General features: G+C 62.1%; 20 protein-coding genes, 1 pseudogene and 2 riboswitches. Of the genes and pseudogenes, 7 read left to right on the forward strand and 14 right to left on the reverse strand.

The annotated features are described in order from the left end of the window. Positions 1 to 13 precede the first annotated feature (13 nt). The 6 genes from pepN to BM110_RS27445 are packed head-to-tail and all read right to left on the reverse strand — an operon-like array spanning position 14 to position 6,514. Entirely contained in the window at positions 14 to 2,671 is a 2,658-nt protein-coding gene (gene pepN, locus BM110_RS27420) for an aminopeptidase N (RefSeq protein WP_093514516.1), read from the reverse strand. 13 nt (positions 2,672 to 2,684) lie between these two features. Continuing rightward, positions 2,685 to 3,515, reverse strand: coding sequence for a DUF2797 domain-containing protein (locus BM110_RS27425; protein WP_093514517.1), 831 nt, complete (start codon positions 3,513 to 3,515; stop codon positions 2,685 to 2,687). Then, positions 3,512 to 3,772, reverse strand: coding sequence for a YeaC family protein (locus BM110_RS27430; RefSeq protein ID WP_017528545.1), 261 nt, complete (start codon positions 3,770 to 3,772; stop codon positions 3,512 to 3,514). Before BM110_RS27430 ends, BM110_RS27425 begins: the two co-directional genes overlap by 4 nt. A gap of 14 nt (positions 3,773 to 3,786) precedes the next feature. Further along, positions 3,787 to 4,656, reverse strand: a complete 870-nt coding sequence (locus tag BM110_RS27435) for a rhomboid family intramembrane serine protease (protein ID WP_093514518.1) — start codon at positions 4,654 to 4,656, stop codon at positions 3,787 to 3,789. After that, complete coding sequence (locus tag BM110_RS27440) at positions 4,653 to 5,627, reverse strand: metallophosphoesterase (protein ID WP_162276401.1); 975 nt, start codon at positions 5,625 to 5,627, stop codon at positions 4,653 to 4,655. Before BM110_RS27440 ends, BM110_RS27435 begins: the two co-directional genes overlap by 4 nt. Further along, positions 5,624 to 6,514, reverse strand: coding sequence for an NAD(+) kinase (locus tag BM110_RS27445; protein ID WP_003217892.1), 891 nt, complete (start codon positions 6,512 to 6,514; stop codon positions 5,624 to 5,626). The genes BM110_RS27440 and BM110_RS27445 overlap by 4 nt, the downstream gene beginning before the upstream one ends. 145 nt (positions 6,515 to 6,659) lie before the next feature. Between BM110_RS27445 and BM110_RS27450 the strand changes: the two genes are divergently transcribed. Beyond that, entirely contained in the window at positions 6,660 to 7,607 is a 948-nt protein-coding gene (locus tag BM110_RS27450) for a DUF1853 family protein (protein WP_093514519.1), read from the forward strand. A gap of 133 nt (positions 7,608 to 7,740) precedes the next feature. Here the strand turns inward: BM110_RS27450 and BM110_RS27455 are convergent, their stop codons facing one another. From BM110_RS27455 to cobW, 4 genes are read right to left on the reverse strand one after another with little or no spacing between them, the layout of a single operon-like run. Next, a complete protein-coding gene (locus BM110_RS27455; RefSeq protein ID WP_093514520.1) occupies positions 7,741 to 8,472 on the reverse strand; it encodes a vWA domain-containing protein in 732 nt (243 codons plus the stop codon). After that, the gene (locus tag BM110_RS27460) at positions 8,397 to 9,398 is read right to left on the reverse strand and encodes a magnesium chelatase ATPase subunit I (RefSeq protein ID WP_093514521.1); all 1,002 of its coding nucleotides are present in this window, start codon (positions 9,396 to 9,398) and stop codon (positions 8,397 to 8,399) included. Before BM110_RS27460 ends, BM110_RS27455 begins: the two co-directional genes overlap by 76 nt. Further along, a complete protein-coding gene (gene cobN / locus BM110_RS27465; RefSeq protein WP_093514522.1) occupies positions 9,398 to 13,159 on the reverse strand; it encodes a cobaltochelatase subunit CobN in 3,762 nt (1,253 codons plus the stop codon). Before cobN ends, BM110_RS27460 begins: the two co-directional genes overlap by 1 nt. Positions 13,160 to 13,162: 3 nt before the next feature. Then, entirely contained in the window at positions 13,163 to 14,224 is a 1,062-nt protein-coding gene (gene cobW / locus BM110_RS27470) for a cobalamin biosynthesis protein CobW (protein WP_093514523.1), read from the reverse strand. Positions 14,225 to 14,316: 92 nt separating this feature from the next. After that, positions 14,317 to 14,517: riboswitch (cobalamin riboswitch) on the reverse strand. A 124-nt stretch (positions 14,518 to 14,641) separates the two neighbouring features. After that, positions 14,642 to 14,848: riboswitch (cobalamin riboswitch) on the forward strand. A 96-nt stretch (positions 14,849 to 14,944) separates the two neighbouring features. Here cobW and BM110_RS27475 point away from each other — a divergent pair. From BM110_RS27475 to cobM, 4 genes are all read left to right on the forward strand, one after another. Then, positions 14,945 to 15,133 carry a CbtB domain-containing protein gene (locus tag BM110_RS27475; protein ID WP_093127496.1) on the forward strand — a complete coding sequence of 63 codons (189 nt, stop codon included), beginning with the start codon at positions 14,945 to 14,947 and terminating at the stop codon, positions 15,131 to 15,133. An 11-nt stretch (positions 15,134 to 15,144) separates the two neighbouring features. Then, positions 15,145 to 15,846: a CbtA family protein gene (locus BM110_RS27480; RefSeq protein WP_093514524.1), complete on the forward strand. Its 702-nt coding sequence runs from the start codon at positions 15,145 to 15,147 to the stop codon at positions 15,844 to 15,846. After that, complete coding sequence (locus BM110_RS27485) at positions 15,843 to 16,235, forward strand: cobalamin biosynthesis protein (protein WP_093514525.1); 393 nt, start codon at positions 15,843 to 15,845, stop codon at positions 16,233 to 16,235. The genes BM110_RS27480 and BM110_RS27485 overlap by 4 nt, the downstream gene beginning before the upstream one ends. 69 nt (positions 16,236 to 16,304) lie before the next feature. Then, positions 16,305 to 17,051 (forward strand): precorrin-4 C(11)-methyltransferase, encoded by a 747-nt coding sequence (gene cobM, locus BM110_RS27490; protein ID WP_093127489.1) that lies wholly within the window; start codon positions 16,305 to 16,307, stop codon positions 17,049 to 17,051. Between the two features lie 184 nt (positions 17,052 to 17,235). Here the strand turns inward: cobM and nfuA are convergent, their stop codons facing one another. The 3 genes from nfuA to BM110_RS27505 form a co-directional block, all read right to left on the reverse strand. Further along, on the reverse strand, positions 17,236 to 17,820 hold the full coding sequence (gene nfuA, locus BM110_RS27495; protein WP_003173594.1) for a Fe-S biogenesis protein NfuA: 585 nt from the start codon (positions 17,818 to 17,820) through the stop codon (positions 17,236 to 17,238). 59 nt (positions 17,821 to 17,879) lie between these two features. Further along, positions 17,880 to 18,902, reverse strand: coding sequence for an acyltransferase family protein (locus tag BM110_RS27500; RefSeq protein WP_093514526.1), 1,023 nt, complete (start codon positions 18,900 to 18,902; stop codon positions 17,880 to 17,882). 87 nt (positions 18,903 to 18,989) lie between these two features. After that, positions 18,990 to 21,281 (reverse strand): fatty acid cis/trans isomerase, encoded by a 2,292-nt coding sequence (locus BM110_RS27505; RefSeq protein WP_093514527.1) that lies wholly within the window; start codon positions 21,279 to 21,281, stop codon positions 18,990 to 18,992. A gap of 166 nt (positions 21,282 to 21,447) precedes the next feature. On the opposite strand from BM110_RS27505, the gene metH reads away from it, so the two are divergent. Then, on the forward strand, positions 21,448 to 25,158 hold the full coding sequence (gene metH / locus BM110_RS27510; RefSeq protein WP_093514528.1) for a methionine synthase: 3,711 nt from the start codon (positions 21,448 to 21,450) through the stop codon (positions 25,156 to 25,158). 52 nt (positions 25,159 to 25,210) lie between these two features. Next, positions 25,211 to 25,429 (forward strand): DUF2970 domain-containing protein, encoded by a 219-nt coding sequence (locus tag BM110_RS27515; protein WP_058426282.1) that lies wholly within the window; start codon positions 25,211 to 25,213, stop codon positions 25,427 to 25,429. Here the strand turns inward: BM110_RS27515 and BM110_RS27520 are convergent. After that, positions 25,426 to 26,123, reverse strand: a pseudogene (locus BM110_RS27520) (hypothetical protein). The gene BM110_RS27515 and the pseudogene BM110_RS27520 overlap by 4 nt on opposite strands. Positions 26,124 to 26,519 lie beyond the last annotated feature (396 nt).

The following is a 26,519-nucleotide window of genomic DNA, read 5'->3' on the forward strand; positions in this document are numbered from 1 at the left end:
TCAACGATGCAACTCAGGCAAGGCTCTTACTGACCACCTCGAACACATCACTCGACAACTCACCGGACGCCAGAATGCGCTCCAGCTCGGCTTTCATCAACGCCTGGCGCGCGCTGTCGTATTTACGCCAGCGGGTCAGCGGCGCCAACTGGCGCGAAGCGATCTGCGGGTTCAAGCCATTCAACTGGATCACCAGGTCCGCCAGGAAGCGATAGCCCGAACCGTCCGCCGCGTGGAAGTTGATCAGGTTCTGCCCGGCAAACGCACCGATCAAGGCGCGTACCTTGTTCGGGTTCTTGAGGGTGAACGCCGGGTGCTCCATCAACGCCTTGACCCGCGCCAGCCCGCCCGGCAACGTGCTGCCAGCCTGCACGCTGAACCACTGGTCCATGACCAGCGGGTTGTCCTTGAAGTTCTCGGCAAACACCGCCAGCGCCTGGGCTTTCTCTGCCTCGAACGGCGAATTCACCAGCACCGCCAGCGCGGTCAGGCGCTCGGTCATGTTGTCGGCCGTGTCGAATTGCTCGATGGTCGCCGCCAACACCTCTGGCTTACCGCTGAGCATCAGGTACGACAGCGCGATGTTCTGCAACGCACGACGGGCGAAGTGCTCCGCGGCCGCCACGTACGGCGTTTGTCTGGACAGCTCGCGATTGGCCTGGTAACGCAACCACAGCGCCTCGTGCAGGTTGTCCGCCAGTTGCTTGCGCGCAAACTCACGGGCGGCGTGGATGGCATCCACATCCGCCACGTCGCTGATTTCGGTCAGGTAGGCTTCACCCGGCAACGACAGCATTTCCGCGACCATCGCCTGATCCAGGCTTTCATCACTCAGCACGCTGCGCAGCGCAGTGATCAAGCGCTGATCCATCTTCAAGGCCTGGCCCTGTTGATGCTGCTCAATCAACTCCTGCAGCACCTGCACCGACAACTGCTGGCCGGCGTCCCAACGGTTGAAACCGTCACTGTCATGCTGCATCAGGAACATCAGTTGGTCGCGGCTGTACGGGAAGCTCAGCTTCACCGGCGCCGAGAACCCGCGCAGCAGCGAAGGCAACGGCTGTTCGGCGATATCAACGAAGGTAAACGTCTGCTCGGCCTCGGTCACCGAAATCACCCGCGACGTGCCTCCCGCAGCCTTCTCACCGGCCAGGCGCAAGGCAATGCCAGCGCCCTTCCCGTCCAGCAAGCCCAGCTCCACCGGAATCACGAACGGCAGTTTTTCCACCTTGTCCGGGGTTTGCGGGCAGCTCTGGCGGAAGGTCAGGCTGTAGGTTTTCGCCGTCGCATCGTAGGACTCGCTCACCGCCAGGCGCGGCGTACCGGCCTGGCTGTACCAGCGCTTGAACTGGGTCAGGTCGGCGCCGTTGGCGTCCTCCATAGCCTTGATGAAGTCGTCGCAGGTCACGGCCTGGCCGTCATGGCGTTCAAAGTACAGGTCGCTGCCCTTGCGGAAGCCTTCGGCGCCGAGCAAGGTGTGGATCATGCCGACCACTTCCGAGCCCTTTTCGTACACGGTCAGGGTGTAGAAGTTGGAGATCTCGATGAAGCTGTCCGGGCGCACCGCGTGGGCCATCGGACCGGCGTCTTCGGCGAACTGATGGGTACGCAGGTACGCCACGTCCTGGATGCGCTTGACCGTGGCCGAGTTCATGTCGGCGGAGAATTGCGAGTCACGGTAAACGGTGAAGCCTTCCTTGAGCGACAGCTGGAACCAGTCGCGGCAGGTCACGCGGTTGCCCGACCAGTTATGGAAGTATTCATGGGCAACGATCGCCTCGACCCGCTGGTGCGCGGCGTCGGTGGCGGTTTCGGCGCGGGCCAGCACGGCGCTGGAGTTGAAGATGTTGAGGCCCTTGTTTTCCATGGCGCCCATGTTGAAATCGTTCACCGCGACGATCATGAAGATGTCGAGGTCGTACTCACGGCCATAGGTTTCTTCGTCCCAGCGCATGGACTTTTTCAGGCTGGTCATGGCGTGCTGGCACTTGTCGATGTTTTCCGGCTCGACGTAGATGCGCAGCGCCACGGTGCGGTCGGTCATGGTGGTGAAGGTATCTTCGACACACCACAGGTCGCCGGCCACCAGGGCGAACAGGTAAGCCGGTTTCTTGAACGGATCTTCCCAGGTTGCCCAATGGCGGCCGTCCTCACCCGGACCGCTGGCGATCGGGTTGCCGTTGGACAGCAGAATCGGGTAGCGGTGTTGCTCGGCGATCACCGTGGTGGTGAAGGTGCTCATCACATCCGGGCGATCGAGGTAATAGGTGATCTTGCGAAAGCCCTCGGCCTCGCACTGGGTGCAGAACATGCTGCCGGACTTGTACAGGCCTTCCAGGGCAGTGTTGGTTTCCGGATGGATTTTTACCGTGGTATCCAGGGTAAACGTCGCGCTTTGCGGATGCACCGTCAGGTGGCTGTCGGTCAGCTCGTAGTCACCAGCGCTCAGTGCCTGATCGGCCAGGTTCACGCTCAACAGCTCCAGCTGCTGGCCGTCCAGCACCAACGGCGGCAAACCGGCGCCACGCTCGGGATTGCGGCGCATCACCAGTTGCGCGTGGACCAGGCTGTGGTCCTCGAACAACTCGAAGGTCAGGTGGGTCTCGTCGATCAGGTAGTCCGGCGCCTGATAGTCCTTGAGGTAAATCATCTTCGGTTGTTCGGTGCGCATGGGTGGCATCCTTCTACTGATGCACGGCGAGCTGGTAGGCCGTGTACTTACGAATATTGATCACGCCGGTATCGAAGATCAGGTACTGGCCCTTGATCCCCAGCAGCGTGCCTTCGGCAATCGGATTCTTGTCCAGGTTGAAGCTGACGATCTTCGCCGGATACTGCTCCACCGGGTAGCGGATTTCGAGCGGCTCGATGTCGGTGACCGGTTGGATGGCCTGCAGGCCAAAGCGTTCCTGCAAACCCAGCAGGCCGTCAGCACAGGCGGCGAACAGTTGGTCACGCACCTGCTTGAGGTCGACGGACTGGGCGTCGCCCTTGAGCAGCGCACGCCAGTTGGTCTTGTCGGCCACTTGGCTGCGGAACAGGTCTTCGACAAAACCTGACTGCTGGCGGGTAGCCACGCGCATGATCGGCAGCGCCTGGCTCGCGCCCTGGTCGAGCCAGCGCGTCGGCAACTGGGTGGCACGGGTGATGCCGACCTTGATCCCTGACGAGTTCGCCAGGTACACCACATGGTCGGTCATGCAGAATTTCTCGCCCCAGCCTGGATCGCGGCAGGTGCCGGCGTCGTAATGGCAACGCTCGGGGCTCATGATGCACAGGTCACACTGGGCCAGCTTGGTCATGCACGGGTAGCAATACCCCTGGCTGAAGCTGGTCTTGGTCTTGCGGCCGCAATGGCTGCAATGGATGGCACCGAGGTATTCCAGGCGCACATGGGTGCCGATCAACGGGTTGACCGGCACCTCGGCGTCGCCCAGTCGAAACGCGTATTGAACGGTCGGCTCACCGAGTTGCGCCGACATCTTGCTGACTGCACCGCGACCGATTTCAATCAATGGATCGCATCCGACTTGAACAGGATGTTCGGCACGGTGGTCGACTTCGACTGGCATTCCTGCGGGCCCATGTAGCCGGTGCGCTGGTCTTCCGGCAGGTTCTGGATTTCCCAGGCAATCACCGCCTGCAACGACAGCTCGCGCTGTTCGGCAGTGAGCTTGCGGCCATCGGACCACTTGCCGATTTCCACGGCGAGCTTGAGGCTCTCGTAGATATCCGGGGTGATGTTTTCGATCATTTCAGCAAAAGAGGACATGAGGCTCTTCCTTATCAAATAGACGATTTGCGACGGCTGTACAGCCCGCCCAGCAAACCTGTCAGGCAACCGATGACCAAGCCGCCGACATGGGCCGCGTTGGCGATTTCGCCGAAACCGATCATCGAGACCAGCCCCGACAGGCAGAGCAGCAGCCAGACCAGCATCATCACCAGTACCCCACGGGGCAGGCGATAGGCCGGGTTGGGCGACAGCAGTTGAAAAATCCAGCAATGCCCGAGCAGGCCATACAACACGCCGGACAACCCACCGAACAGACCGGGGCCACCATAAGCGTATTGAGCGTAGTTGGAGACCAGGCTGAACAACAGGGTCAGCCCCAGCAGGTTGATGCTGCCCTGACGCGATTCGATGCGCCGGCCCAGCTCCCAGTACCACATGCCGTTCATGGCCAGGTGCAGGATGCCGAAGTGGATCAGCATCGGCGTGACCAGCCGCCACCACTGCCCTGCCGCCAGGCTATCGGCCAGCGGCGTGAACTGGATGTACTCGCCGATAATGCGAAACTGCAGGAATGTCAGCCAGCTCATGGCTTGCAGGTTTTCACCGAGCAAGGTCAACGCGCCGACGACGATGCTTGCCAGCAACACCAGAGCGGTCAATGGGCTGTGCCGCAGTTGCTGGACAAATCCAGGGCGCCTGTTCGCTGCCTGTTCGGGAATATCCAGTTGCCGGTCCGGGTCACCGGCGGGAAAGCGCTGGTACAGCACGCGCACGTCGTCGCTGATGGTCTCGGGTACCCATAACACTTGCTCCCCGGCCTCTTCACTGACGCGATGGGGCACCTGCATGCGTTGCAGCAATTGGATAAAGCCGCCCAGGTCCACACTCAGTGGCAGGCGCAATACGGCCACGGTACTCATTGGATGACCTCGGGCCGCTCAACGTCGACCCAGACGAATTTATTCGGGTCCAGCCGCGTTTCCTGATCCAGGCGGTACGCCACCAGCTTGCCGTACAGCACCGCGCTGTAGTCCAGGCAGGCCAGGTTCGGGCGGATCGGCGCCGGTTTGCCACTGCGCCAGTAATGCCCGACGAACAACAGCGGTTCATCGACGCCGTAGCGCAGCAGGGAATTCTTTTCGGTGGACGACAACGGTGTACGCGCCACCGGCTCGGGCAGTGCATCGGGCTGGAACACGATATCGCCGTAGGTCTTGGGGTCGTCTTCCCAGAACTTGGTGCGGAAGAACGAGCGCGTCAGGCCATCGCCACCGGTCAACGTGAGGCCGTCCGGCAAACGCATGTCGGTGCCGCGCAACAGGCGGTCGAACGCATTGCAGGCAAAACTGCCCGGCACGGCGGCGGCCTGCAGGAAGTGCTGGTCGATGCAGCCGTCCGGGAAGGTGCCACGCAGCGGCTGGATAAAGCCATCATCCCAGCACGCATGCACCACGCGAAAGCGCCCGGCGTCGACAAACAGCGGCATGTCATAGAACCAGCCGAGGAAGTCGTGCCAGTCGGCCGGGTGATGTTCGAACTGGGTCAGGGTCTCGTGGATCAACCGTGCATGCCGTGGGTTGTGCTCACGCACGAACTGCCTGCCACTGCCCGGCGGTGCCGGTGTGGTCCAGCCCAGGGCGTTGAACTCGTGGTTGCCCATGATGCACAGCGCCTGGCCGGCCTCGGTCATGTCGTGGACGATATGCAGCGCCTCGCGGATGCGCGGGCCACGGTCGATGATATCGCCGAGGAACACCGCCATACGCGTTGGATGGCGCCAGGTGCCGCCCTGCTTGTGGTAGCCCAACAGGTCGAGCAAGTGCTCAAGGGTATGGGCGCAACCGTGCACGTCACCAATCAGGTCGTAGCTACGCGCGGGATCGAGCATCAGTCGCCTCCACCCCCCAAGCGGCTGCCCCAGCCCAGCTTGGTGCGGCACACTTCGTAGTAGTTGTGGTCCAGCGGGTGGATCAACCGCAACTTCTGTGCCTTCTTGCTCACGGTGATGGTGTCACCGGGGGCGCAGGTGAAATGGTTCTGCCCGTCACACGAGACCTGCGGGTAGATCTGCATATCTTTGGACACCACGATTTTCAGTTCACTGTTGCCGTCGACCACAATCGGCCTGCTCGACAACATATGGGGATACATCGGCACGATCACAATGGCATCCAGCTTGGGATGCATGATCGGGCCACCCGCCGACAGCGCGTAGGCGGTGGAGCCGGTAGGCGTGGCAACGATCAGGCCGTCGGCCTTCTGGCTGCACACGAACTGGCCGTCGATATACAGTTCGAACTCGATCATCCGCGTGGACTTGCCGGGGTGCAGCACCACGTCATTGAGCGCATCGCCCTGGCCGATGGCTTCGCCGTGGCGGCGCACTTCTGCCTGCAGCAGGAAGCGGTTCTCCACCAGGTAATGACCGTCGAGCACCTTGGCCACTTCGACTTCCAGCTCATCCGGGCGGATATCGGTGAGGAACCCCAGGCTGCCCCGGTTGATCCCCAGCACCGGCACGTTATGCCGCGCCAGGGCACGGGCCGCGCCGAGCAGGCTGCCGTCGCCGCCGACCACGATGACCATGTCGCAGACTTCACCGAGCATCTTGCGCGACGAGGTCTGCAGGCCGTGGCCCGGCAGGATTTCAGCGATGGTGTCTTCGAGGATCACATGCAGGTGACGCTCCAGCAGGAATTTTTTCAGCCGGCGGACGGTGTCCAACACCTGGGTACTGCCCAGGCGACCGATAATGCCGATATTGCGAAATTGCTCCATGGGGCTCCTGCGGGATGTGGAGTGTGGCAAAAAAGAACGATTATGGGCGAAAGGCCGTCTCAGGCAAAATCCTTTGTCGCCGTGAAGCCTTGATGACAACGGTTCTCAGCCACCTTCAGCGCCGTTAAAAGGCTATGCTCGGACCATGACTGTGTTCCCCGATCTGCACAACCTGCCCCGCCAGCTGCGCCACCCCGAGGTGCGCGACCTGGCGTGGGTGATGCTCGCCCCGCCGATGCTCGCGCAAACGCCATGGCCACAACGTCACCCGCTGGCCGGCAGCGACTGGGTGCAGGCGCCGCATCTGCTGGAACGCTGGCTACGCCAACTGGACCAGGACAGCAGCGCCTTGCAGCAGTGGCTGAGCCTGTCACGTACGCGCCGCCTGGGCCTGTATTACGAACGCCTGTGGCAGTTTGCGGTGCAGCATGCGCCGGGCGTGGAATTGCTGGCCGCCAACCTGCCGATCCGCCGTGCCGGGCACACCCTCGGCGAGCTGGACATGTTGCTGCGCGACCGCGATGGCGTGCATCACCTGGAACTGGCGATCAAGCTGTATCTGGGCCCGCAGGACGGCAACGGCCAGGACACTGCGCAATGGCTCGGCCCGGGCTGTCATGATCGACTGGACCGCAAGCTGGCGCATCTGGCCCAGCATCAGTTGCCGATATCGTCACGGGCGGAAAGCCGTGAAGTGCTGGCCGCGTTGGATGTCCAACAGTTTGATGCGCATTTATGGTTGGGGGGCTACCTGCTCTACCCCTGGCCCGGCCAGGCCATGGCTCCCAGTGGCGCGCATCCGCAGCATTTGCGTGGGCGCTGGTTGCATCAGCGTGACTGGCAGGCGTTTGTCAGCCTCAGCCAACCGGGCCGTTGGCAGCCCCTGCCCCGGCATGCCTGGCTGGCGCCGGCGCACTACCCCACGGAAGAAGTGTGGAGCGAACAACAGATGCACGGCTGGCTGGCCGACCTGGACCCGATGGCTTCGGCGCAGCTGCTGGTGCGGCTGGTACAGGTGGGTGAGGATTGGGAGGAAGCCGAGCGGTTGTTTCTGGTGGCGGATCTTTGGCCAAATGTGCCGGGGGCGGGCTGACAGTTTTGCCCTGTCTTTTAGGGCCTCATCGGGGGCAAGCCCCCTCCCACACTTGACTCTATTCACAAATACAAATGTGTGAACCCAATCCAATGTGGGAGGGGGCTTGCCCCCGATAGGGCCGGTGCAGGCACTACAACTGGTCGATATGCCGATACTCCAGCTGCAACCCAAAAGCGAACTCCTGAGCCCTGCCCAACCTGATCGGCCCCCGCTCGATATCCACCAGCAACCCAGTGCAATCCAACACCGGCAACCCGCCAATCTCCTTAAGCCGCCCATCGGTAATCACTAACAGCCGCTGCTGCTCCGCCGGATAGCGCTTGCGCCGCAATGCCAGCCAATTTCCGGCCTCGACAAGCGCCGCCAGCAATGGCGTACCGCCGCCCGCGCCCAACTGCGCCAGCCAACCCGCCAGACCCTTGGCCGCTTTCAACCCCTGCACCTGCCACTTCGGCGCCTGCCCGCTGGCCGTCAACAGTGCCAGGCGCGACCGCTGGCGGTAGGCGTCGTCAAACAACTGCGCCAACAAGCCCTTGGCGTCGGAGAGCGCTCGATGCCGTCGGGTGGATGCCGACGCATCGACAATCACCAACCACAGCTCATGGGCCGCACGACTGCGCAGGTGAAACAGCAAGTCCTCTCGCGTTTGCGGCCGACCGCCGAGCAAGGTGCCCGGCCAGTTGATCGCGCCCTGCTTCGCGCTGCGTGCCTTGCCTTGCCTGCCGTTGCCTAGTCGCCCTGCCTTGGGTCGCGCATCCGCCCCCGCGTCAGGTCGAGGGCGAATGCCTAGGGCTTTTTTGGCCAGGCGGGCACTTCCCGGCGTGCGCCCGTGGGCAGGGCCGGTGCGGGCATATCGCCCCATTGGCCTTGACCGGGAGAGGAGCCGGAGGGTTTCGGCGACGGCCCTTCACTCGGCGGGCTGGCCGGTGGAGGAGACTGTTCCTGACGGCGATGGCGAAGAGCGAATTCAGCAACCGCTTGGATATCTTCCTCGGCAATGGCACTGGCTCCCCGCCAAGCGGCATGAGCCCTGGCACCGCGCAACCAGACAAGGTCCGCACGCAGGCCATCGACCCCCGCCGCAAAGCATCGCTCGGTGATCTGCGCCAGCGCCAGGTCATCCAGTGCAATGCTGTCGAGCCGCGCCCGTGCCTGGGTGCAACGCTCGCGCAATGCCGCTTGTGGCACGTCCCACTGCGTGCAAAAGGCAACAGGGTCGCTGTCGAAATCCAGGCGACGCCGGATGATCTGCCCACGCTCGGCCGGCAAGGTCTGCCCGCTCAAGGCCACGTTGAAACCGAAGCGATCGAGCAGTTGCGGGCGCAACTCGCCCTCCTCCGGGTTCATGGTGCCGATCAGCACGAAGCGCGCCGAATGGCGATGGGAAATGCCATCGCGCTCGATCAGGTTGGTGCCGCTGGCGGCCACATCCAGCAGCAGGTCCACCAGATGGTCGGGCAGCAAATTGACTTCATCGACGTAGAGCACGCCGCCGTCGGCCTTGGCCAATACACCGGGGGAGAATTGCGCCCGGCCTTCGCCCAATGCGGCGTCCAGGTCCAGCGTGCCGACCAGGCGCTCTTCAGTGGCGCCCAAGGGCAAGGTCACGAACTGACCACTGGCCAGCAGGTCGGCCAGACCACGCGCCAGGGTAGACTTGGCCATGCCGCGCGGGCCTTCGATCAGCACACCGCCAATCTTCGGGTCGATAGCGGTCAGGCACAGCGCCAGTTTCAGATCATCGGCGCCGACCACGGCGGACAGCGGGAAATGGGGAATATCAGTCATCAGCTGTCTTCTTCTATATCCAGCAACAGGTTTTCCAACGCCTCGCGGTATGCCCCCGGTTCCTGCCACATGCCCCGCTGCTGCGCTTCCAGCATGCGCTCGGTCATGTCGCGCAGTGCATCGGGGTTGTGCTGTTGCACAAAGGCCCGGGTGTCGGGGTCGAGCAAGTAGGCGTCGGCCAACAGTGCGTATTGGTGATCGTCAATCAGTGCGGTGGTGGCGTCGAAGGCGAACAGATTGTCCACCGTCGCGGCCATTTCAAACGCACCTTTATAGCCATGGCGCTTCACGCCTTCGATCCACTTGGGGTTGGCGGCGCGGGAACGGATCACCCGGTTCAGCTCTTCCTTCAACGTGCGGATCTTCGGCAGGTCAGGCTGGCTATGGTCACCGTGGTAGCTGGCGGCCTTGTCGCCGCTCAGGGTTTCCACGGCAGCGAGCATGCCACCCTGGAATTGGTAGTAATCGTTGGAATCGAGCAGGTCGTGCTCGCGGTTGTCCTGGTTCTGCAAAACGGCCTGCACCTGGCTCAGGCGCTGGGCGAATTGCCCGCGGGCGGCAGTACCTTCGTCGGAACCGCCATAGGCGTAGCCGCCCCAGTTCAGGTAAACCTCGGCCAAGTCTTCACGGCTTTGCCAGAGACGCCCGTCGATCGCGCCCTGCACGCCCGCACCGTAGGCGCCGGGCTTGGCACCAAAGATGCGCCAGCCGGCCTGTTTTGCCGCGGCCTCTGCGTCCAGGCCCGAAGCCAGCAACGCTTCACGCTCACTGCGCACCTTGGCGGCCAGCGGGTTCAGCTCGTCCGGTTCGTCCAGCGCAGCCACCGCCTGCACCGCCGCATCGAACAGGCGGATCAGGTTGGCAAAGGCATCCCGGAAGAAACCGGACACGCGCAACGTCACATCAACGCGCGGACGATCGAGCAGGCTGACGGGCAGGATTTCAAAGTCATCCACGCGCTGACTGCCCGTCGCCCATACAGGGCGCACGCCCATCAGCGCCATGGCCTGGGCGATGTCATCGCCGCCGGTGCGCATGGTCGCGGTCCCCCAAACCGACAAGCCGAGTTGGCGCAGGTGGTCGCCATGGTCTTGCAGGTGCCGCTCCAGAATCAGGTTGGCGGATTGGAAACCGATGCGCCAGGCGGTGGTGGTAGGCAGGTTGCGCACATCGACGGTGAAGAAGTTGCGCCCGGTCGGCAACACATCCAAACGCCCACGACTCGGCGCACCACTGGGGCCAGCGGGTACGAAACGGCCGCTCAAGGCATCCAGCAAACCGCGCATTTCTGCCGGGCCACAAGCATCCAGCCGAGGCGCCACGACAATACGCAGGCTTTCGATCACGGCCTTCACGTCTTCCCAACCGGGCTCTTCCAATTGCTCAAGTGGCCCTTCCAGGGCTTGCTCGATCAATCGCGCCGCGTAAAGCTCCAAGCGTTCACGGGTATCGCCGGCGGTACGCCACAACTGCCCGTCGATCTTCTGTAGCACCAGCGGCCGGCGTCCAGTCCAGGGTTCAGCCAGGGCGCAGTCCAGCGGGTCGAAGCCCAGCTCGAAGGCCTTGGCCAGCACGCGCAGCAAGCTCGACTGCGGGCCACGGCCATCGCCACGCGGGATGCGCAGCAGCGCCAGCAAGGTATCGATACGCAGACGACCCTCGGGTGACTCGCCAAAAATATGCAGGCCGTCGCGGATCTGCGATTCCTTCAAGTCGCACAGGTAGGTGTCCAGGCGCGGCAACCACACGGCAGCATCGGCGTCGCTCTCCAGCTCAAGCTCCTGGTCGATGCGGGTTTCGCGCACCAGCTTGAGAATGTCCTTCTGCAGCTCCAGGGCGCGGCGCGGATCGAGCAACTGCGCTTCGTAATATTCGTCCGCCAGCAGCTCCAGGTTACGCAGCGGGCCGTAGGTTTCGGCACGGGTCAGCGGCGGCATCAGGTGGTCGATGATGACTGCCTGGGTGCGCCGCTTGGCCTGGGCGCCCTCGCCCGGGTCATTGACAATAAACGGATATATATTCGGCAGCGGCCCCAGCAACGCATCGGGCCAGCAGTTTTCCGACAGGCCCACGCCCTTGCCCGGCAGCCACTCCAGGTTGCCGTGCTTGCCCACATGGATCACGCCGTGGGCGCCGTAGGTGTGGCGCAGCCAGAAGTAGAACGCCAGGTACGCGTGGGGCGGCACCAGGTCCGGGTCGTGGTACACGGCGCTGGCGTCCACCTGGTAACCCCGCGCCGGCTGGATGCCGATAAACGTCAGGCCCAGGCGCAGGCCGGCGATCATCAGGCGACCGTCGCGGCACATCGGATCGTTCTGCGGCGCGCCCCAGCGCTCCAGCACCGCCTGGCGATTGGCTTCGGGCAGGCACTGAAACATCGCCTCGTACTCGTCCAGGCCCAGGCTTTGATGGCAAGGGCGCAGGTCGAGGCTGTGCAGGTCGTTGGTGACGCCGCCGAGCAACTCGTGGATCAACGCCGTGCCACACTCCGGCAATACGTCCGGCAGCGCATAGCCTTCGGCTTGCAAGGCACGCAGGATGTTCAGCGCCGCCGCCGGTGTATCCAGGCCCACGCCGTTGCCGATGCGACCGTCGCGGGTCGGGTAGTTGGCGAGGATCAGCGCAATGCGTTTCTCCGCATTCGGCACCCTCGCCAACTCGACCCAACGCCGCGCCAGCTCGGCGACAAATTCCATGCGTTCCGGCGCAGCGCGGTAGCACACCACGTCCGACTGGCTGCGTTCGCTGCGCCAGGCCAGGTCCTTGAAGCTGATGGGCCGGCTGATGATGCGCCCATCCAGCTCCGGCAACGCGATGTGCATCGCCAGGTCGCGGGGGCCGAGGCCCTGTTCGCTGGCCTCCCAGCCGGGCTGGTTGTCTTGGGCACAAATGGCCTGGATCACCGGGATATTGCGGCGAAACGGGCGCAAATGCGGCGCCTCGGGGCTGGATTGGGCGAAGCCGGTGGTATTGAGGATCACCGCCGCGCCGACCTCATCCAGCAGGTCTTCGACCACCGCCAGGCAGCCGGGCTCTTTCAAGCTGGCCACCGCCATCGGCAACGGGTTAAGCCCCGCTGCGTGCAGGCGCTGGCAGAACACATCGATAAAACCGGTATTGGCCGCCTGCAAATGGGAGCGGTAGAACAACACCGCCGCCACCGGCCAGTCGGCGTTCCAGTCTGCCTGCCAATGGTTCAGGCGGGCGCTGGCGTGGTGCGGGTGATAGATCGCCGTGCGTGGCAGGGTTTGGGGCTCGGCCCAGGCATAGTCGCGGCCCAGGTAGGCGCTGGCCAGGCAGCGATAGAAATCCAGGGCATTGCCCAGGCCGCCCTGACGCAGGAAGTGCCACAGCCGATCACGCGCTTCGGCACCGACGGTGCTCAGCCCGCTGAGTTCCGGGTCCGGGCGATCATCCCCCGGCACCAGGATCAGCTGCACACCGCGCTCGGCCAACTCCACCAGACGCTCGATGCCGTAGCGCCAGTAACCGATACCGCCATGCAGCGAAATCAGGATGACTTTGGCGTGGCGCAGCACCTCATCGACGTACAAGTCGACCGAGGCATGGTTCTGCACCTGCATCGGGTTGGCCAGGCGCAGGCTCGGGTAGTCGTCGGGCAACTGCCGGGCCGCTTCGGCCAGCAGCGCCAGGCTGGAATCGCCGCTGCACAGGATCACCAGGTCAGCGGGGGTTTGGCCAAGGTCGGCAATATTGTCGTCCGAGACGAAACCACCGGGCTGGGTCCTGAGCAGGTGCATGGGTCAGACGCTGAGGGCGGCGCGCAGTTGCGCTTCGAGGCCCGCCGCGTCCAGTTCCTGGCCGATCAGCACCAGGCGCGTGGTGCGTGCTTCTTCAGCGCCCCAGGCACGGTCGAAGTGTTTGTCGAACCGCGTGCCCACACCCTGGATCAGCAGGCGCATCGGTTTGTTCGGGATGGCGGCGAAACCTTTGACGCGCAGGATGCCGTGTTGCACCACCAGTTGCGTCAGGGCATCGAGCAGCAGTGCTTCATCGGCTTGCGGCAAGTCGATGGAAATCGAGTCAAACGCATCGTGGTCGTGGTCGTCTTCACCTTCGTGGTGATGATCGTGGTGGCTGTGGCGGCCGTCGATATGCTCTTCGGAACCGGCGCCCAGGCCGATCAATACGTCCAGGGGCAAGCGGCCGCTGCTGGCTTCGACGATCTTCACCGCCGCCGGCAGCTCCTCGGCGACTTCCAGGCGCACGCGGGCCAGGTCTTCGGCGTTGATCAGGTCGGCCTTGTTGAGGATCACCAGGTCGGCGCTCGCCAGTTGATCGGCGAACAACTCGTGCAACGGCGATTCGTGGTCCAGGTTCGGGTCGAGTTTGCGCTGGGCGTCCACCTGGTCCGGGAAGGCAGCGAAGGTGCCGGCGGCGACGGCCGGGCTGTCGACCACGGTGATCACCGCATCCACGGTGCAGGCACTGCGGATTTCCGGCCACTGGAAGGCTTGCACCAATGGCTTGGGCAATGCCAGGCCGGAAGTTTCAATGAGGATATGGTCGAGATCGCCGCGACGGGCGACCAATTCGCGCATCACCGGGAAGAATTCTTCCTGCACGGTGCAGCACAGGCAGCCATTGGCCAATTCGTAGACGCGGCCGTTGGCTTCTTCTTCGGTGCAACCGATGGAGCACTGCTTGAGGATTTCACCGTCGATGCCCAGCTCGCCGAATTCATTGACGATCACCGCGATGCGACGGCCCTGGGCGTTGTCGAGCATGTGGCGCAGCAAGGTGGTCTTACCCGAGCCGAGGAAGCCGGTGACGATGGTGACGGGAAGTTTGGCCAGTGTTTTCATCGGATGCCCTTGGGGGCGGGCATATGGGACGATTGGCGCTGCGACGGCGCGCAGCAGCGGATTTCGTCACCGGATCACCCCGCCCGGTTGAAGTAGAAAATCGGTTGCGAGGCAGGTCTCCTGGCTTGGGGCTTGCGGGTCTTGCGACCGGCGCTGGCTGCGCCTTCCCGCCTTGTCGGCAGTGGCGTGGCAGTCAGCTGAACCCTTTACAGTTGCGGGGGCAGCCGCGGCTTGGACCGCGTTCCCTTCTTAGCTTCGGCCTGGGCCGAAGAACCTCGAGGGTGCAAGGCTACGCAGTGCTTGGGGGATGGTCAATGATGGGGTTGGGTTGGCTTGAGTACATATCCATTGCTGCGGTAACGGACATGCCCCCAGAACGCACATCCCCAATTGACTCCCCTCCCACCCCCATGCTCTCCTACACATCTTGTTTCGGGTGCCCTGCAAAGGGTGAAACGGGAAACCGGTGACTCATGCACACACGCATGACAGTCCGGTGCTGCCCCCGCAACGGTAAGCGAGCGAAACGTCATATCCACTGTGCCAGTCGGCATGGGAAGGCGACGTTTTCAGGCATTGAGCCCCTCGCAAGCCCGGAGACCGGCCCGAAAAAATCAGATAACAAACCCGCGGTGGGCGGGCGCTGTTCAAAGCCCTGCGTGCCTGGCTCGCGGGGCTTTCATGCGCTCGTTTCACCCTGACACCTGAAAGGGACGCGCCATGTCGATCATCAGTAGCACTTCGCACGCCACCAGCAGCACCTCTACCTTGGGCCAACGCCTGACCGCCGCCATCGGTGCGTCGATCCTCGGCGCGTGCCTGGTGTATTTCGCCGGCTTCTCGCATATCGAGGCGGTACACAACGCTGCCCACGATACCCGCCACAGCGCCGCGTTCCCGTGCCACTGAGGCTTGCCGACATGATCAAGCGTATTGCGCAAACCGCAGGTTTCACCGGCCTTCTGGCTGCCCTGTTGCTGACTTTGCTGCAAAGTTTCTGGGTCGCCCCGCTGATTCTGCAGGCGGAGACCTTTGAAAAGGCCCCGGCAGCGACTGAACTGCACGAACACGCCGACGGCGCAACTGCACATACCCATGACGCCGAAGCCTGGGAGCCTGAAGACGGCTGGCAGCGCGTGCTGTCCACCACGGGTGGAAACCTGGTGGTCGCCGTTGGCTTCGCCCTGATGCTGGCCGGCCTGTACACCCTGCGTGCACCAACCCGTACCGCCCAAGGCCTGCTCTGGGGCCTGGCGGGTTATGCGACCTTTGTACTGGCGCCTACCCTGGGCCTGCCGCCCGAGCTGCCGGGCACCGCCGCCGCTGACCTGGCCCAACGGCAGATCTGGTGGATCGGTACTGCCGCGTCTACTGCAGTTGGTATCGCGCTGATCGTGTTCGGTCGCAACTGGCTGCTCAAGGCGCTGGGCGCGGCAATCCTGGTGGTGCCGCACGTGATCGGCGCGCCACAACCGCAAGTGCATTCGATGCTGGCCCCGGAAGCACTGGAAGCGCAATTCAAGATTGCTTCGCAGCTGACCAACGTGGCGTTCTGGCTGGCCCTGGGCCTGATCAGCGCCTGGCTGTTCCGCCGCAACCGTGACGATCGATACTCGGCGTGAAACTGGTCGTCGGCCTGGGCTGCCGGGAGGGCTGTGATGTCCACACTCTGCTGGCCTTGTTTGACGCCGCCCTCGTCGAGGGCGGTATCGAGCGCCACCGTATCACTGCGCTGGCCAGTCTTGATCGCAAACAGGAAGAACCCGGGCTACTGGCCTTGGCCGCGCTGCTGAACCTGCCGTTGCAGTGTTTCAACGCTGAACGACTGGCGATTTATGCCGACCGGCTGAGCCATAAATCGGACGTGGCTTTTGCCCACACCGGCTGTTACGGCATCGCCGAAAGCGCCGCCCTGGCCCTGGCCGAACAGCTCGCCAACGCCCCTGCGCACCTGCTGATCACCCGCCAGAAAACCGCCCTGGCCACCTTTGCATTGGCGTGCGCCGACTGAAAACCCGATAATCGCCCCTTTCGATCATGAGCAGATTTCATGCTCGCCCGTTTTTCATCAGGATTTCCCATGACCGTCTACTTCATCGGCGCAGGCCCCGGCGACCCGGAATTGATCACCGTCAAAGGCCAACGGCTGATCCGCAGTTGCCCGGTGATCATCTATGCCGGCTCGCTGGTGCCGGCGGCGGTACTGGAAGGTCATCAGGCAGAAACGGTGACCAACAGCGCCGAACTGCACCTGGAACAGATCATCGACCTGATCAAGGCCGCCCATGCCAAGGGCCAGGATGTGGCACGCGTGCACTCCGGCGACCCCAGCCTGTATGGCGCGATCGGCGAGCAGATCCGCCATTTGCGCGACCTGGGCATCCCGTTCCAGATCATCCCTGGCGTTACGGCGGTGGCCGCTTGCGCGGCCCTGCTGGAAACCGAGCTGACCCTGCCCGACATTGCCCAGAGCGTGATTCTGACCCGCTACGCGGATAAAACCAGCATGCCGGCCGGTGAGGACTTCGACAGCCTGGCGCGACATGGCACCACCATGGCGATTCATCTGGGGGTCAACCACCTGGACAGGATCGTCGCCGAACTGCTGCCCCATTATGGCGCGGATTGTCCGGTTGCCGTGGTGCACCGGGCGACGTGGCCCGATCAGGATTGGGCGGTCGGAACCCTCAGTGACATCGCTGCAAAAGTGGCGACCAAAGGGTTTCGGCGTACGGCGTTGATTGTGGTGGGTCGGGTGTTGGCGAGTGACAGTTTCAGTGAGTCATCGTTGTATCGGGCGGGGCATGCGCATCTTTATCGATCTTGATATTCAACATCACAAAACATTTACAACATATTGATTTTATTGAGTAAATTTATTAAAAAAATCTGACAGCCCAGCTTTCGCAATGAACACTCAACATTAGATAGATAGCGTAATCTATTGAATTTAAAGCAAAAAAAACGGCGCTCACGGGGCGCCGTTTTTATGTCCGCAGCGAACGCCTTACTCAGTAGTAGGCGTTTTCTTTCTGCGTGTGGTCGGTCACGTCACGTACGCCCTTGAGCTCCGGAATACGCTCGAGCAAGGTGCGCTCGATGCCTTCGCGCAGGGTCACGTCCGCCTGGCCACAACCCTGGCAGCCACCGCCGAACTTGAGCACGGCAATACCGTCTTCAACCACGTCGATCAGGCTGACCTGACCGCCGTGACTGGCCAGACCCGGGTTGATCTCGGTCTGCAGGTAGTAGTTGATACGCTCGTTGACCGGGCTGTCAGCGTTGACGTTCGGCACCTTGGCGTTCGGTGCCTTGATGGTCAATTGGCCGCCCATGCGGTCGGTGGCGTAATCGACCACGGCATCGTCAAGGAAAGCTTCGCTGAAGGCATCGATGTACGCGGTGAAGCTTTTCAGCCCCAGGGCGGTGTCTTCAGGCTTCTCTTCGCCAGGCTTGCAGTAGGCAATGCATGTCTCGGCGTATTGGGTGCCGGGCTGGGTGATAAAGACGCGGATGCCGATACCCGGGGTGTTCTGCTTGGACAGCAGGTCGGCCAGGTAATCGTGGGCGGCGTCGGTAATGGTTATGGCAGTCATGGAAACTCCTCACAGGCTTGCCGGCAGTTTACGCCAAAATATTACGCAGGTACAAAGTCCTAGTATTTTTGTCGGGCAATAGATTCCGGCCCCTCTATGTCAAGCCAGCGCCTGAGGGCGCGATAGGTTCCCTTTTCAAGCCATTGGTAGCTCCAATATGAGCCCAACGCTATTGCTGCGATGCACACCAGCAGCATCGCGTAGGGATCTATTCCCATACTCTTGGCAATCAATAGCCCAGCAGCGAGTACCGGCACGTGGATCAAGTAAACCGAGTAAGAGCAGTCTCCCAGCATCTTCAAAAGGCGGGAGCCCTGAAAGTAGGGTTCCAACGCCACACAACTGATCACCAACACAGCGCTTGGCACCCCCCACTCCAACGAACGCGGTAGATTTGCCCCGTGATAAATCGCCACTGACGAGACCAGGATACCCAATAACGGCAACCATGAGCCGGACCGGCACAGGCCACATCGGTACAGCATGCCGATGGCAATACCCATCAGAAAGTCGAGAATAATGTCATTCCTGTAAAAACCGCTGGCTAGACCCAGGGCGGGGCCGATGTAACACACAAGATAAAGCAGTGCCGCGACAACCCACAGCCGATAGGATTGCCGAACGAACAAAGAGAAGGAAAACAGCAGATAAAACAGCATCAAGAAGTTCAGGGTCCACCCGACGCCCAGCAGAGGGTAAACCTCCACACCCGGCGGGCTCGGGGCGGCAATGAACAGCAGCGACATCAACACATAGCCCGGCTCGATATTCTCGTACGGAAACATCGCAGGCACAGTCGCAACCAGCAGCATCATGAGCAGGGTATAAAACCAATACGCCGGAACGATTCTTGCCACACGCATGAGCATGAAACGCCAAGGTGTCAGGGTTTTGTCCGCAGTCGAAAGAAAAATCACAAACCCGCTGATAACAAAAAATATATCGACCCTGACCCCGCCTGTTTCGACCAACAGGTCCTCCAGCCAGTTATGCGCCTCAAAGTCGAAAAACAACTGTACGAAGTGAACACCCACCACCATCCACGCCGCCAAGGCACGTAGCGCTTGCACTGAAATCAACATGATCGGAATACCTGTTCCATTCCCGCAAGATAGATATCCGACCGCTTCAGCACCCGCTCAGAGAGATGACTGGATCACTGTCATTAGTTATAGGTTCTCATAGCGGTTCATGTCCAATACACCCTCTTCCACCGGCGTAGTCTCACGAATGTACCGCGACAGATCATGGAAATACTGCCAGAACAACGGATGACTGCGCCGCACACCCCACCGATCCACAATCTTCTCGAAACCCTTGGGATCCTTGGCCTGCTCCATTTCAGCCACGAACTCAGGCACGTCCTGGGCTGGAATATTGAACATGAAGTTCGGGTAGCTGCTCAGCACACCCGGATAAATCGTCACCGTATCCAGGCCCGGCTGGTAGCGATAAGCCTCCCCCAGCAAAAACGCCACATTACTGTGGGCACGATTGCGCAGCATGCTATAGACCACACGCTTGCCACCGGCGGTTTCAACCCGCAGCATCGTCGCTTCAGGCAATTGATCAATCACCTTGAGCCCGGCAGCTGGGCGTGAGGTCAGGCGGCTCAGGGCCTGCTCCGCATCCTGCAAGGCCGGGTCGATCCCATCGCGAGAGCAATAGGCGCCGCTGCAGCGGTTGATCGGGTCCGGGCTGGCGTTCAAATCGCCGTAACGGGTGAGCAACTGGTTGGCAAAGTCGCGCTTCGGATCGTTTTTGTTCAGGTGCAGACCAGTGGGTTTGTCGTCATCGATCGCCTCGTAATCCAGCCACAGCTTGAGCTTGCCGCTGTTCTGGTACCAATCGTCGAGGAAACCATCACGCGAATCGGCCGGCATCAGGCGCAAAAAGTTCTGCTCGGCACCATTGCGGATCAGGTCGAAATACAGCCGGGTCTGGGCCTGGTGCGACACATTGCCGAACACGTCGAAATTCACCGCCAATTGGTAATAGGTGCGCTCCAGCAGTGGATAGTCGAACAGCCACATCGTTTGCGGCACCTCGCCGATCAGGCCTTTGTTGACCGCGGCACTGTCGAAGTGGCGGAAGATGCTCAGCAAGGCATTGTCATTGCCTGCCCACAGGCTCGACCAACTCGGCGGCGGCAGGTCGGCGTAGCTGTCGCGGCGCAGCGCCTCGTATTCGTTGCGCTTATCGCGGTAGGCCAACCACAGGCTGAGCACGCTGCCCACGTCATCGTTTTGTCCCGGCATGGCCAGCAGCGGCGTGGCCTGGCCGCGATAGCGCGCATCGGTGATGTACAGGTCGTGGTCCGGGTCCTGGAACAGGGTCCAGAAATTGTCGCGGATCACATCCGTGGCGATCTGCCCACGGCACACCGGCCCACGGATAAAGGTACGCACGAAGTATTCGGCGTTATCCAGCATGAACTGGTAGCGCGCCTTGGCCGGGATGGCTTCGAAGGTTTCAAAAGGGTTGGCACGGCGGCCCGGACCGTAGCCCGGCAAGGCGTTGACCTGCCAATTGCCGGCGTAGAACAGCTCTTTGATGCGGGCCATCTTCTCGGCGCTGAACGGGTACGTAATGTGGGTTTTATGCACGATCACGCCCTGCACCGGCCACAGGCGGTAATACACGCGGGTGCCGGGGTCATCATTGGGACGGCGCGTAGCGATCAGGTCAATCGGTTGGCCACTCGGCGTGCGCGAACGCACCCACTGGAAGAAATGCCCCGGCTCGCCATTCTCGAAGTAGATGTGCGCGAGGAATAAATGCTCGAACAACCAGCGCGCCACCAGGCTTTCGCGGGCGCCGGGCTGGTTGAACAGGTTTTCCCACTGCTGCACTTGCAGGGCTTCTTTCGCGCTGGGCGCCAGGCCTTGTTCATCAATCGGCGCGCCGGAGGCAAGCCAGCGTTGCAGGGTCTGGTACTGCTGGTCCGTCAGGCCAGTGACCGCCAGCGGCATGCCTTCCCTGGGGTGGGCGCCGGCATAGGCATTGAACTCGCCGGGCATGGCGCACATGTTCTCGCGGTTCAGGCCCAGCACGATGTCTTCGGGCAGCTTGGCGTTGGGTTGCAACGGCGCGTTGTGGCCCAGCTCCAGCATGCGCGCCATCAGCGCGGCCTGGCTGCCCTGGGCGTCCAGCACCGAATAGAAGCCCTTCTGCTGCCAGGCCTGTTTGCCGAAGGCGTCATAGAACAAGCGGGTGGTCGGCGTGGCCTGGCTGCGTTCGCCATCGTAGACCGGCACTTTGCTCGCGCCACGCGCCGCGCCCTCGGCACTGCCCAGGTTGAGCTGGCAGGCGGAGTCGTAGCAGGCATGGCAGGCCACGCATTTCTCGGTGAAGATCGGTTGAATGTCGCGGGTGTACGAAATCGCCGGGGCGGCTCCGTCGGCCTGTGCGATGCAGGCGACCAGTGCCAGGACGGCGCTGGTGATGAGGCGAAGTGACATGTATCCGGTCCCGATTCAATGCGTGCGCTGGAAAATTGCCGGTGATTCTACCGGGCCATACGGCCCTGCAACATGAGCGATATTCATCTAAAAACCGGGCATACTGCAAAACCGCACAGGTTTGTTATGATCCACGCCCTCCGTGATGCCTGACCAGAGTAGTCCCATGTCCGATCGTAGCGTTCGTCTGCAAGCCCTTCATCAAGCCCTCAAGGAACGTATCCTGATCCTCGACGGTGGTATGGGCACGATGATCCAGAGCTACAAGCTCGAAGAAGAAGACTACCGTGGCAAACGTTTCGCCGACTGGCCGAGCGACGTCAAGGGTAACAACGACCTGCTGGTGATCACTCGCCCGGACGTGATCGGCGGCATTGAAAAAGCCTACCTGGATGCCGGTGCCGACATCCTCGAAACCAACACCTTCAACGCCACCCGCATCTCCATGGCCGACTACGGTATGGAAGAGCTGGCCTACGAGCTGAACGTAGAAGGCGCACGCCTGGCGCGCAAGATCGCCGACGCCAAGACCCTGGAGAACCCGGCCAAGCCACGCTTCGTCGCCGGCGTGCTCGGCCCGACCAGCCGGACCTGCTCGTTGTCACCAGACGTGAACAATCCCGGTTACCGCAACGTGACCTTCGATGAACTGGTGGAAAACTACACCGAGGCCACCAAAGGCCTGATCGAAGGCGGCGCCGACCTGATCCTGATCGAAACCATTTTCGACACCCTCAACGCCAAGGCCGCGATCTTCGCCGTGCAAGGTGTGTTCGAGGAGCTCAATACCGAACTGCCGATCATGATCTCCGGCACTATCACCGACGCCTCCGGTCGTACCCTGTCGGGCCAGACCACCGAAGCGTTCTGGAACTCGGTCGCCCACGCCAAGCCGATTTCGGTGGGCCTGAACTGCGCCCTGGGCGCCAGCGAACTGCGTCCGTACCTGGAAGAGTTGTCGAACAAGGCCAACACCCACGTGTCCGCGCACCCCAACGCCGGCCTGCCCAACGAATTCGGCGAGTACGACGAACTGCCTTCGCAAACCGCCAAGGTCATCGAAGAGTTCGCCCAGAGCGGCTTCCTCAATATTGTCGGCGGCTGCTGCGGCACCACGCCAGGCCATATCGAGGCCATCGCCAAGGCCGTGGCCGGTTATGCGCCACGCGTGATCCCGGACATCCCCAAGGCGTGCCGCCTGTCGGGCCTGGAGCCGTTCACGATTGATCGCAGTTCGCTGTTCGTCAACGTCGGCGAGCGCACCAACATCACCGGCTCCGCCAAGTTTGCCCGGCTGATCCGTGAAGACAACTACACCGAGGCCCTCGAAGTCGCCCTGCAGCAGGTGGAAGCCGGCGCCCAGGTGATCGACATCAACATGGACGAGGGCATGCTCGATTCGAAGAAGGCCATGGTGACCTTCCTCAACCTGATTGCCGGTGAGCCGGACATCTCCCGCGTGCCGATCATGATCGACTCCTCCAAGTGGGACGTGATCGAGGCGGGCCTGAAGTGCATCCAGGGCAAGGGGATCGTCAACTCCATCAGCATGAAGGAAGGCGTCGAGCAGTTCATCCACCACGCCAGGTTGTGCAAGCGCTACGGCGCGGCCGTGGTGGTGATGGCCTTCGACGAAGCCGGCCAGGCCGACACCGAAGCGCGCAAGAAAGAGATCTGCAAACGCTCCTACGACATCCTGGTGAATGAAGTCGGCTTCCCGCCGGAAGACATCATCTTCGACCCGAACATCTTCGCGGTCGCCACCGGTATCGAAGAGCACAACAACTACGCCGTCGACTTCATCAACGCCTGCGCTTATATCCGTGACGAACTGCCCTACGCGCTGACCTCCGGCGGCGTGTCCAACGTATCGTTCTCGTTCCGTGGCAACAACCCGGTGCGCGAGGCGATCCACTCGGTGTTCCTGCTGTATGCGATCCGCAGCGGCCTGACCATGGGTATTGTCAACGCCGGCCAACTGGAGATCTACGACCAGATCCCGGTCGAGCTGCGCGACGCCGTGGAAGACGTGGTGCTCAACCGCACCCCGGACGGCACCGACGCCCTCCTCGCCATCGCCGACAAGTACAAGGGCGACGGCAGCGTCAAGGAAGCCGAGACCGAGGAATGGCGCGGCTGGGACGTGAACAAGCGCCTGGAACACGCCTTGGTCAAGGGCATCACCACGCATATCGTTGAAGACACCGAAGAATCCCGGCTGTCGTTCGCGCGTCCGATTGAAGTGATCGAAGGCCCGCTGATGTCCGGCATGAACATCGTTGGCGACCTGTTCGGCGCGGGCAAAATGTTCCTGCCCCAGGTGGTGAAGTCCGCCCGCGTCATGAAACAGGCCGTGGCCCACTTGATCCCGTTCATCGAGCTGGAAAAAGGCGACAAGCCGGAAGCCAAGGGCAAGATCCTGATGGCCACCGTGAAGGGCGACGTGCATGACATCGGCAAGAACATTGTCGGCGTGGTGCTGGGTTGCAACGGCTATGACATCGTCGACCTCGGCGTGATGGTGCCGGCGGAGAAGATCCTGCAGGTGGCCAAGGAGCAGAAATGCGACATCATCGGGCTGTCCGGCCTGATCACCCCGTCCCTGGACGAGATGGTGCACGTGGCCCGCGAAATGCAGCGCCAGGACTTCCACCTGCCGCTGATGATCGGCGGTGCGACCACCTCCAAGGCGCACACGGCGGTGAAGATCGAGCCCAAGTACAGCAATGATGCGGTGGTGTACGTGACCGACGCTTCGCGTGCGGTCGGCGTGGCCACGCAGTTGCTGTCCAAGGAACTCAAGGCCGGCTTTGTCGAGCGCACCCGCGAAGAGTACGTGGAAGTGCGCGAACGCACGTCGAACCGCAGCGCCCGCACCGAACGCCTGAGCTACCCGGCCGCCATCGCCAAGAAGCCGCAGTTCGACTGGAGCAGCTACACGCCGGTGGTGCCGACCTTTACCGGCGCCAAGGTGCTGGACAATATCGACCTCAAGGTGCTGGCCGAGTACATCGACTGGACACCGTTCTTTATCTCCTGGGACCTGGCCGGCAAGTTCCCGCGCATCCTCGACGATGAAGTGGTCGGTGAAGCGGCCACTGCGCTGTACGCCGACGCCCAGGAGATGCTCAAGAAGCTGATCGACGAAAAACTCATCAGCGCCCGTGCGGTGTTCGGCTTCTGGCCGACCAACCAGGTGCAGGACGATGACCTGGAAGTCTACGGCGATGACGGCCAGCCGATTGCCCGGTTGCACCACCTGCGCCAGCAGACCATCAAGACCGACGGCAAGCCGAACTTCTCCCTGGCCGACTTCGTGGCGCCCAAGGACAGCGGCGTGACCGACTACATCGGCGGCTTCATCACCACCGCCGGCATCGGTGCTGAAGAAGTCGCCAAGGCCTACCAGGACGCGGGCGACGACTACAACTCGATCATGGTCAAGGCCCTGGCCGACCGCCTGGCCGAGGCCTGCGCCGAATGGCTGCACCAGCAGGTGCGTAAAGAGCACTGGGGGTATGCCAAGGACGAGCAACTGGACAACGAGGCGCTCATCAAGGAGCAATACAGCGGCATCCGCCCTGCCCCGGGCTACCCGGCGTGCCCGGATCACACCGAGAAAGCCCAGTTGTTCCAGTTGCTCGACCCCGAGGCCCGCGAGATGCAGGCCGGCCGCAGCGGTGTGTTCCTCACTGAACACTACGCAATGTTCCCGGCGGCTGCCGTCAGCGGCTGGTACTTCGCCCACCCGCAGGCGCAGTACTTTGCCGTGGGCAAGGTCGACAAGGACCAGGTGACCAGCTACACCGCGCGTAAAGGCCAGGACCTGAGCGTGACCGAGCGTTGGCTGGCGCCGAACCTGGGGTACGACAACTAAGCCCGGCTGGATTGTCTATGCTCTCCCTCACACACCTTGTGTCGAGGGATGTATGGACGATCCAGTCAACAACAAACCCCCTACCTTCTGGCAGATGCTACACAGCGTCGTGGCGGCCGCGTTTGGCGTGCAGAGCGGCAAGAACCGCGCCCGCGACTTCACCCACGGCAAGCCCAGCCACTTTGTGGTGCTGGGCATTCTGTTCACGGCGGTGTTTGCCTTGACGCTGTTCGGCATCGTCAAGCTGGTGCTGCACCTGGCCGGCGTCTAGCGCAGCAGCAGTTGCAGGCTGAAGGGGTAACGGTAGGACGCCGGCTTGCCGACGGCTGACAGTGCGCGGAAATCCACCGGCGCCAACGGACCGAGCAGGCGTTGCGCCTGGGTCGCATCGATCAGTTGGAACAACGCCTCCTGGCAGTCACGCCCGCCATGGGCGTCGATATTCACGCCCTTGGCATCATCGTTGATCAACACCATCGCCCAACCACCCAGGGTGAAATGGCCTGCGACCAGCGTACTCAGGCGACCATCCAAGCGTGCCTGCAAGATAGCCGGCGAGCTGTTGACGGCGCTGAACAGTACGTCCTTGCCAGGCACTCGCCCGCTCTGTTGAAAGGCCTGCATCGCCATAGACCAAATGACGCAGGCGCACCTCGAGGTGCTCGGCCAAGCGCGGCGCAGGCCCTGTTCACGCAACTGCGCAGCCGGAGTGGTCTTGGTGCCGGAGAACGCCAGCAGTTCGATGGATTGGCCTGCGGCAACGGGACCGTGCAGACGTAGCAGACCTGTGAGCATCAGGTAGCCGGCCTGTTCATCATCGCTGACCATGCTGGCGATCCATAGCGCACGCGCAGATGCAGGCCGAGGTCCTTGGCACCGGCCTGCATGAATTGCGCGTAGCTGACCCGGAAGGTTTCCGTCGACATGCCCGGGTTGAGAAACACCACCGACGTGGCATGGGCCATGGCCCCATACGCCGATCCCAGCAACCACACACACGCAATCAGCACCTTCGATAGGGTTATCAAGCCTTGAACATTGACCGCCATGGATAGTGGCAAGGCGACAGTCAATCGAGGCGCTTTACTGGTGACTCACCCAGAATACGGCGGTTCCCACCACCAGGATGATCAGAAACAGAATGGCCCAGGCATCAACGGTACTGTCAGGTTTACGGGCTTTTGTCGGATTGCTCATCGCATCGCCTCTTGTCGGTTTTATAGGAGATAACGCTTAAACACGCTCACAGTAAAGTCGACGATTGCCCGCATGACAAATGTGGGTATGGCGATAACGGTTCTCATTAGTCAATTTGGTTATTTGCATATACTCAAACATCACTTTTGCGCATAAACGCAAAC

It is taken from the genome of Pseudomonas sp. NFPP28 (assembly GCF_900115535.1).
Classification (GTDB): domain Bacteria; phylum Pseudomonadota; class Gammaproteobacteria; order Pseudomonadales; family Pseudomonadaceae; genus Aquipseudomonas; species Aquipseudomonas extremorientalis.

Bases quoted from the DNA above. Each gene is read 5' to 3' on its own strand.
- pepN (WP_093514516.1), bottom strand. From the start codon at position 2,671: ATGCGCACCGAACAACCGAAGATGATTTACCTCAAGGACTATCAGGCG.
- BM110_RS27430 (WP_017528545.1), bottom strand. From the start codon at position 3,772: ATGTCCTCTTTTGCTGAAATGATCGAAAACATCACCCCGGATATCTAC.
- BM110_RS27435 (WP_093514518.1), bottom strand. From the start codon at position 4,656: ATGAGTACCGTGGCCGTATTGCGCCTGCCACTGAGTGTGGACCTGGGC.
- BM110_RS27445 (WP_003217892.1), bottom strand. From the start codon at position 6,514: ATGGAGCAATTTCGCAATATCGGCATTATCGGTCGCCTGGGCAGTACC.
- BM110_RS27450 (WP_093514519.1), top strand. From the start codon at position 6,660: ATGACTGTGTTCCCCGATCTGCACAACCTGCCCCGCCAGCTGCGCCAC.
- BM110_RS27455 (WP_093514520.1), bottom strand. From the start codon at position 8,472: ATGGGGCGATATGCCCGCACCGGCCCTGCCCACGGGCGCACGCCGGGA.
- BM110_RS27460 (WP_093514521.1), bottom strand. From the start codon at position 9,398: ATGACTGATATTCCCCATTTCCCGCTGTCCGCCGTGGTCGGCGCCGAT.
- cobN (WP_093514522.1), bottom strand. From the start codon at position 13,159: ATGCACCTGCTCAGGACCCAGCCCGGTGGTTTCGTCTCGGACGACAAT.
- cobW (WP_093514523.1), bottom strand. From the start codon at position 14,224: ATGAAAACACTGGCCAAACTTCCCGTCACCATCGTCACCGGCTTCCTC.
- BM110_RS27475 (WP_093127496.1), top strand. From the start codon at position 14,945: ATGTCGATCATCAGTAGCACTTCGCACGCCACCAGCAGCACCTCTACC.
- BM110_RS27480 (WP_093514524.1), top strand. From the start codon at position 15,145: ATGATCAAGCGTATTGCGCAAACCGCAGGTTTCACCGGCCTTCTGGCT.
- cobM (WP_093127489.1), top strand. From the start codon at position 16,305: ATGACCGTCTACTTCATCGGCGCAGGCCCCGGCGACCCGGAATTGATC.
- nfuA (WP_003173594.1), bottom strand. From the start codon at position 17,820: ATGACTGCCATAACCATTACCGACGCCGCCCACGATTACCTGGCCGAC.
- BM110_RS27500 (WP_093514526.1), bottom strand. From the start codon at position 18,902: ATGTTGATTTCAGTGCAAGCGCTACGTGCCTTGGCGGCGTGGATGGTG.
- BM110_RS27505 (WP_093514527.1), bottom strand. From the start codon at position 21,281: ATGTCACTTCGCCTCATCACCAGCGCCGTCCTGGCACTGGTCGCCTGC.
- metH (WP_093514528.1), top strand. From the start codon at position 21,448: ATGTCCGATCGTAGCGTTCGTCTGCAAGCCCTTCATCAAGCCCTCAAG.
- BM110_RS27515 (WP_058426282.1), top strand. From the start codon at position 25,211: ATGGACGATCCAGTCAACAACAAACCCCCTACCTTCTGGCAGATGCTA.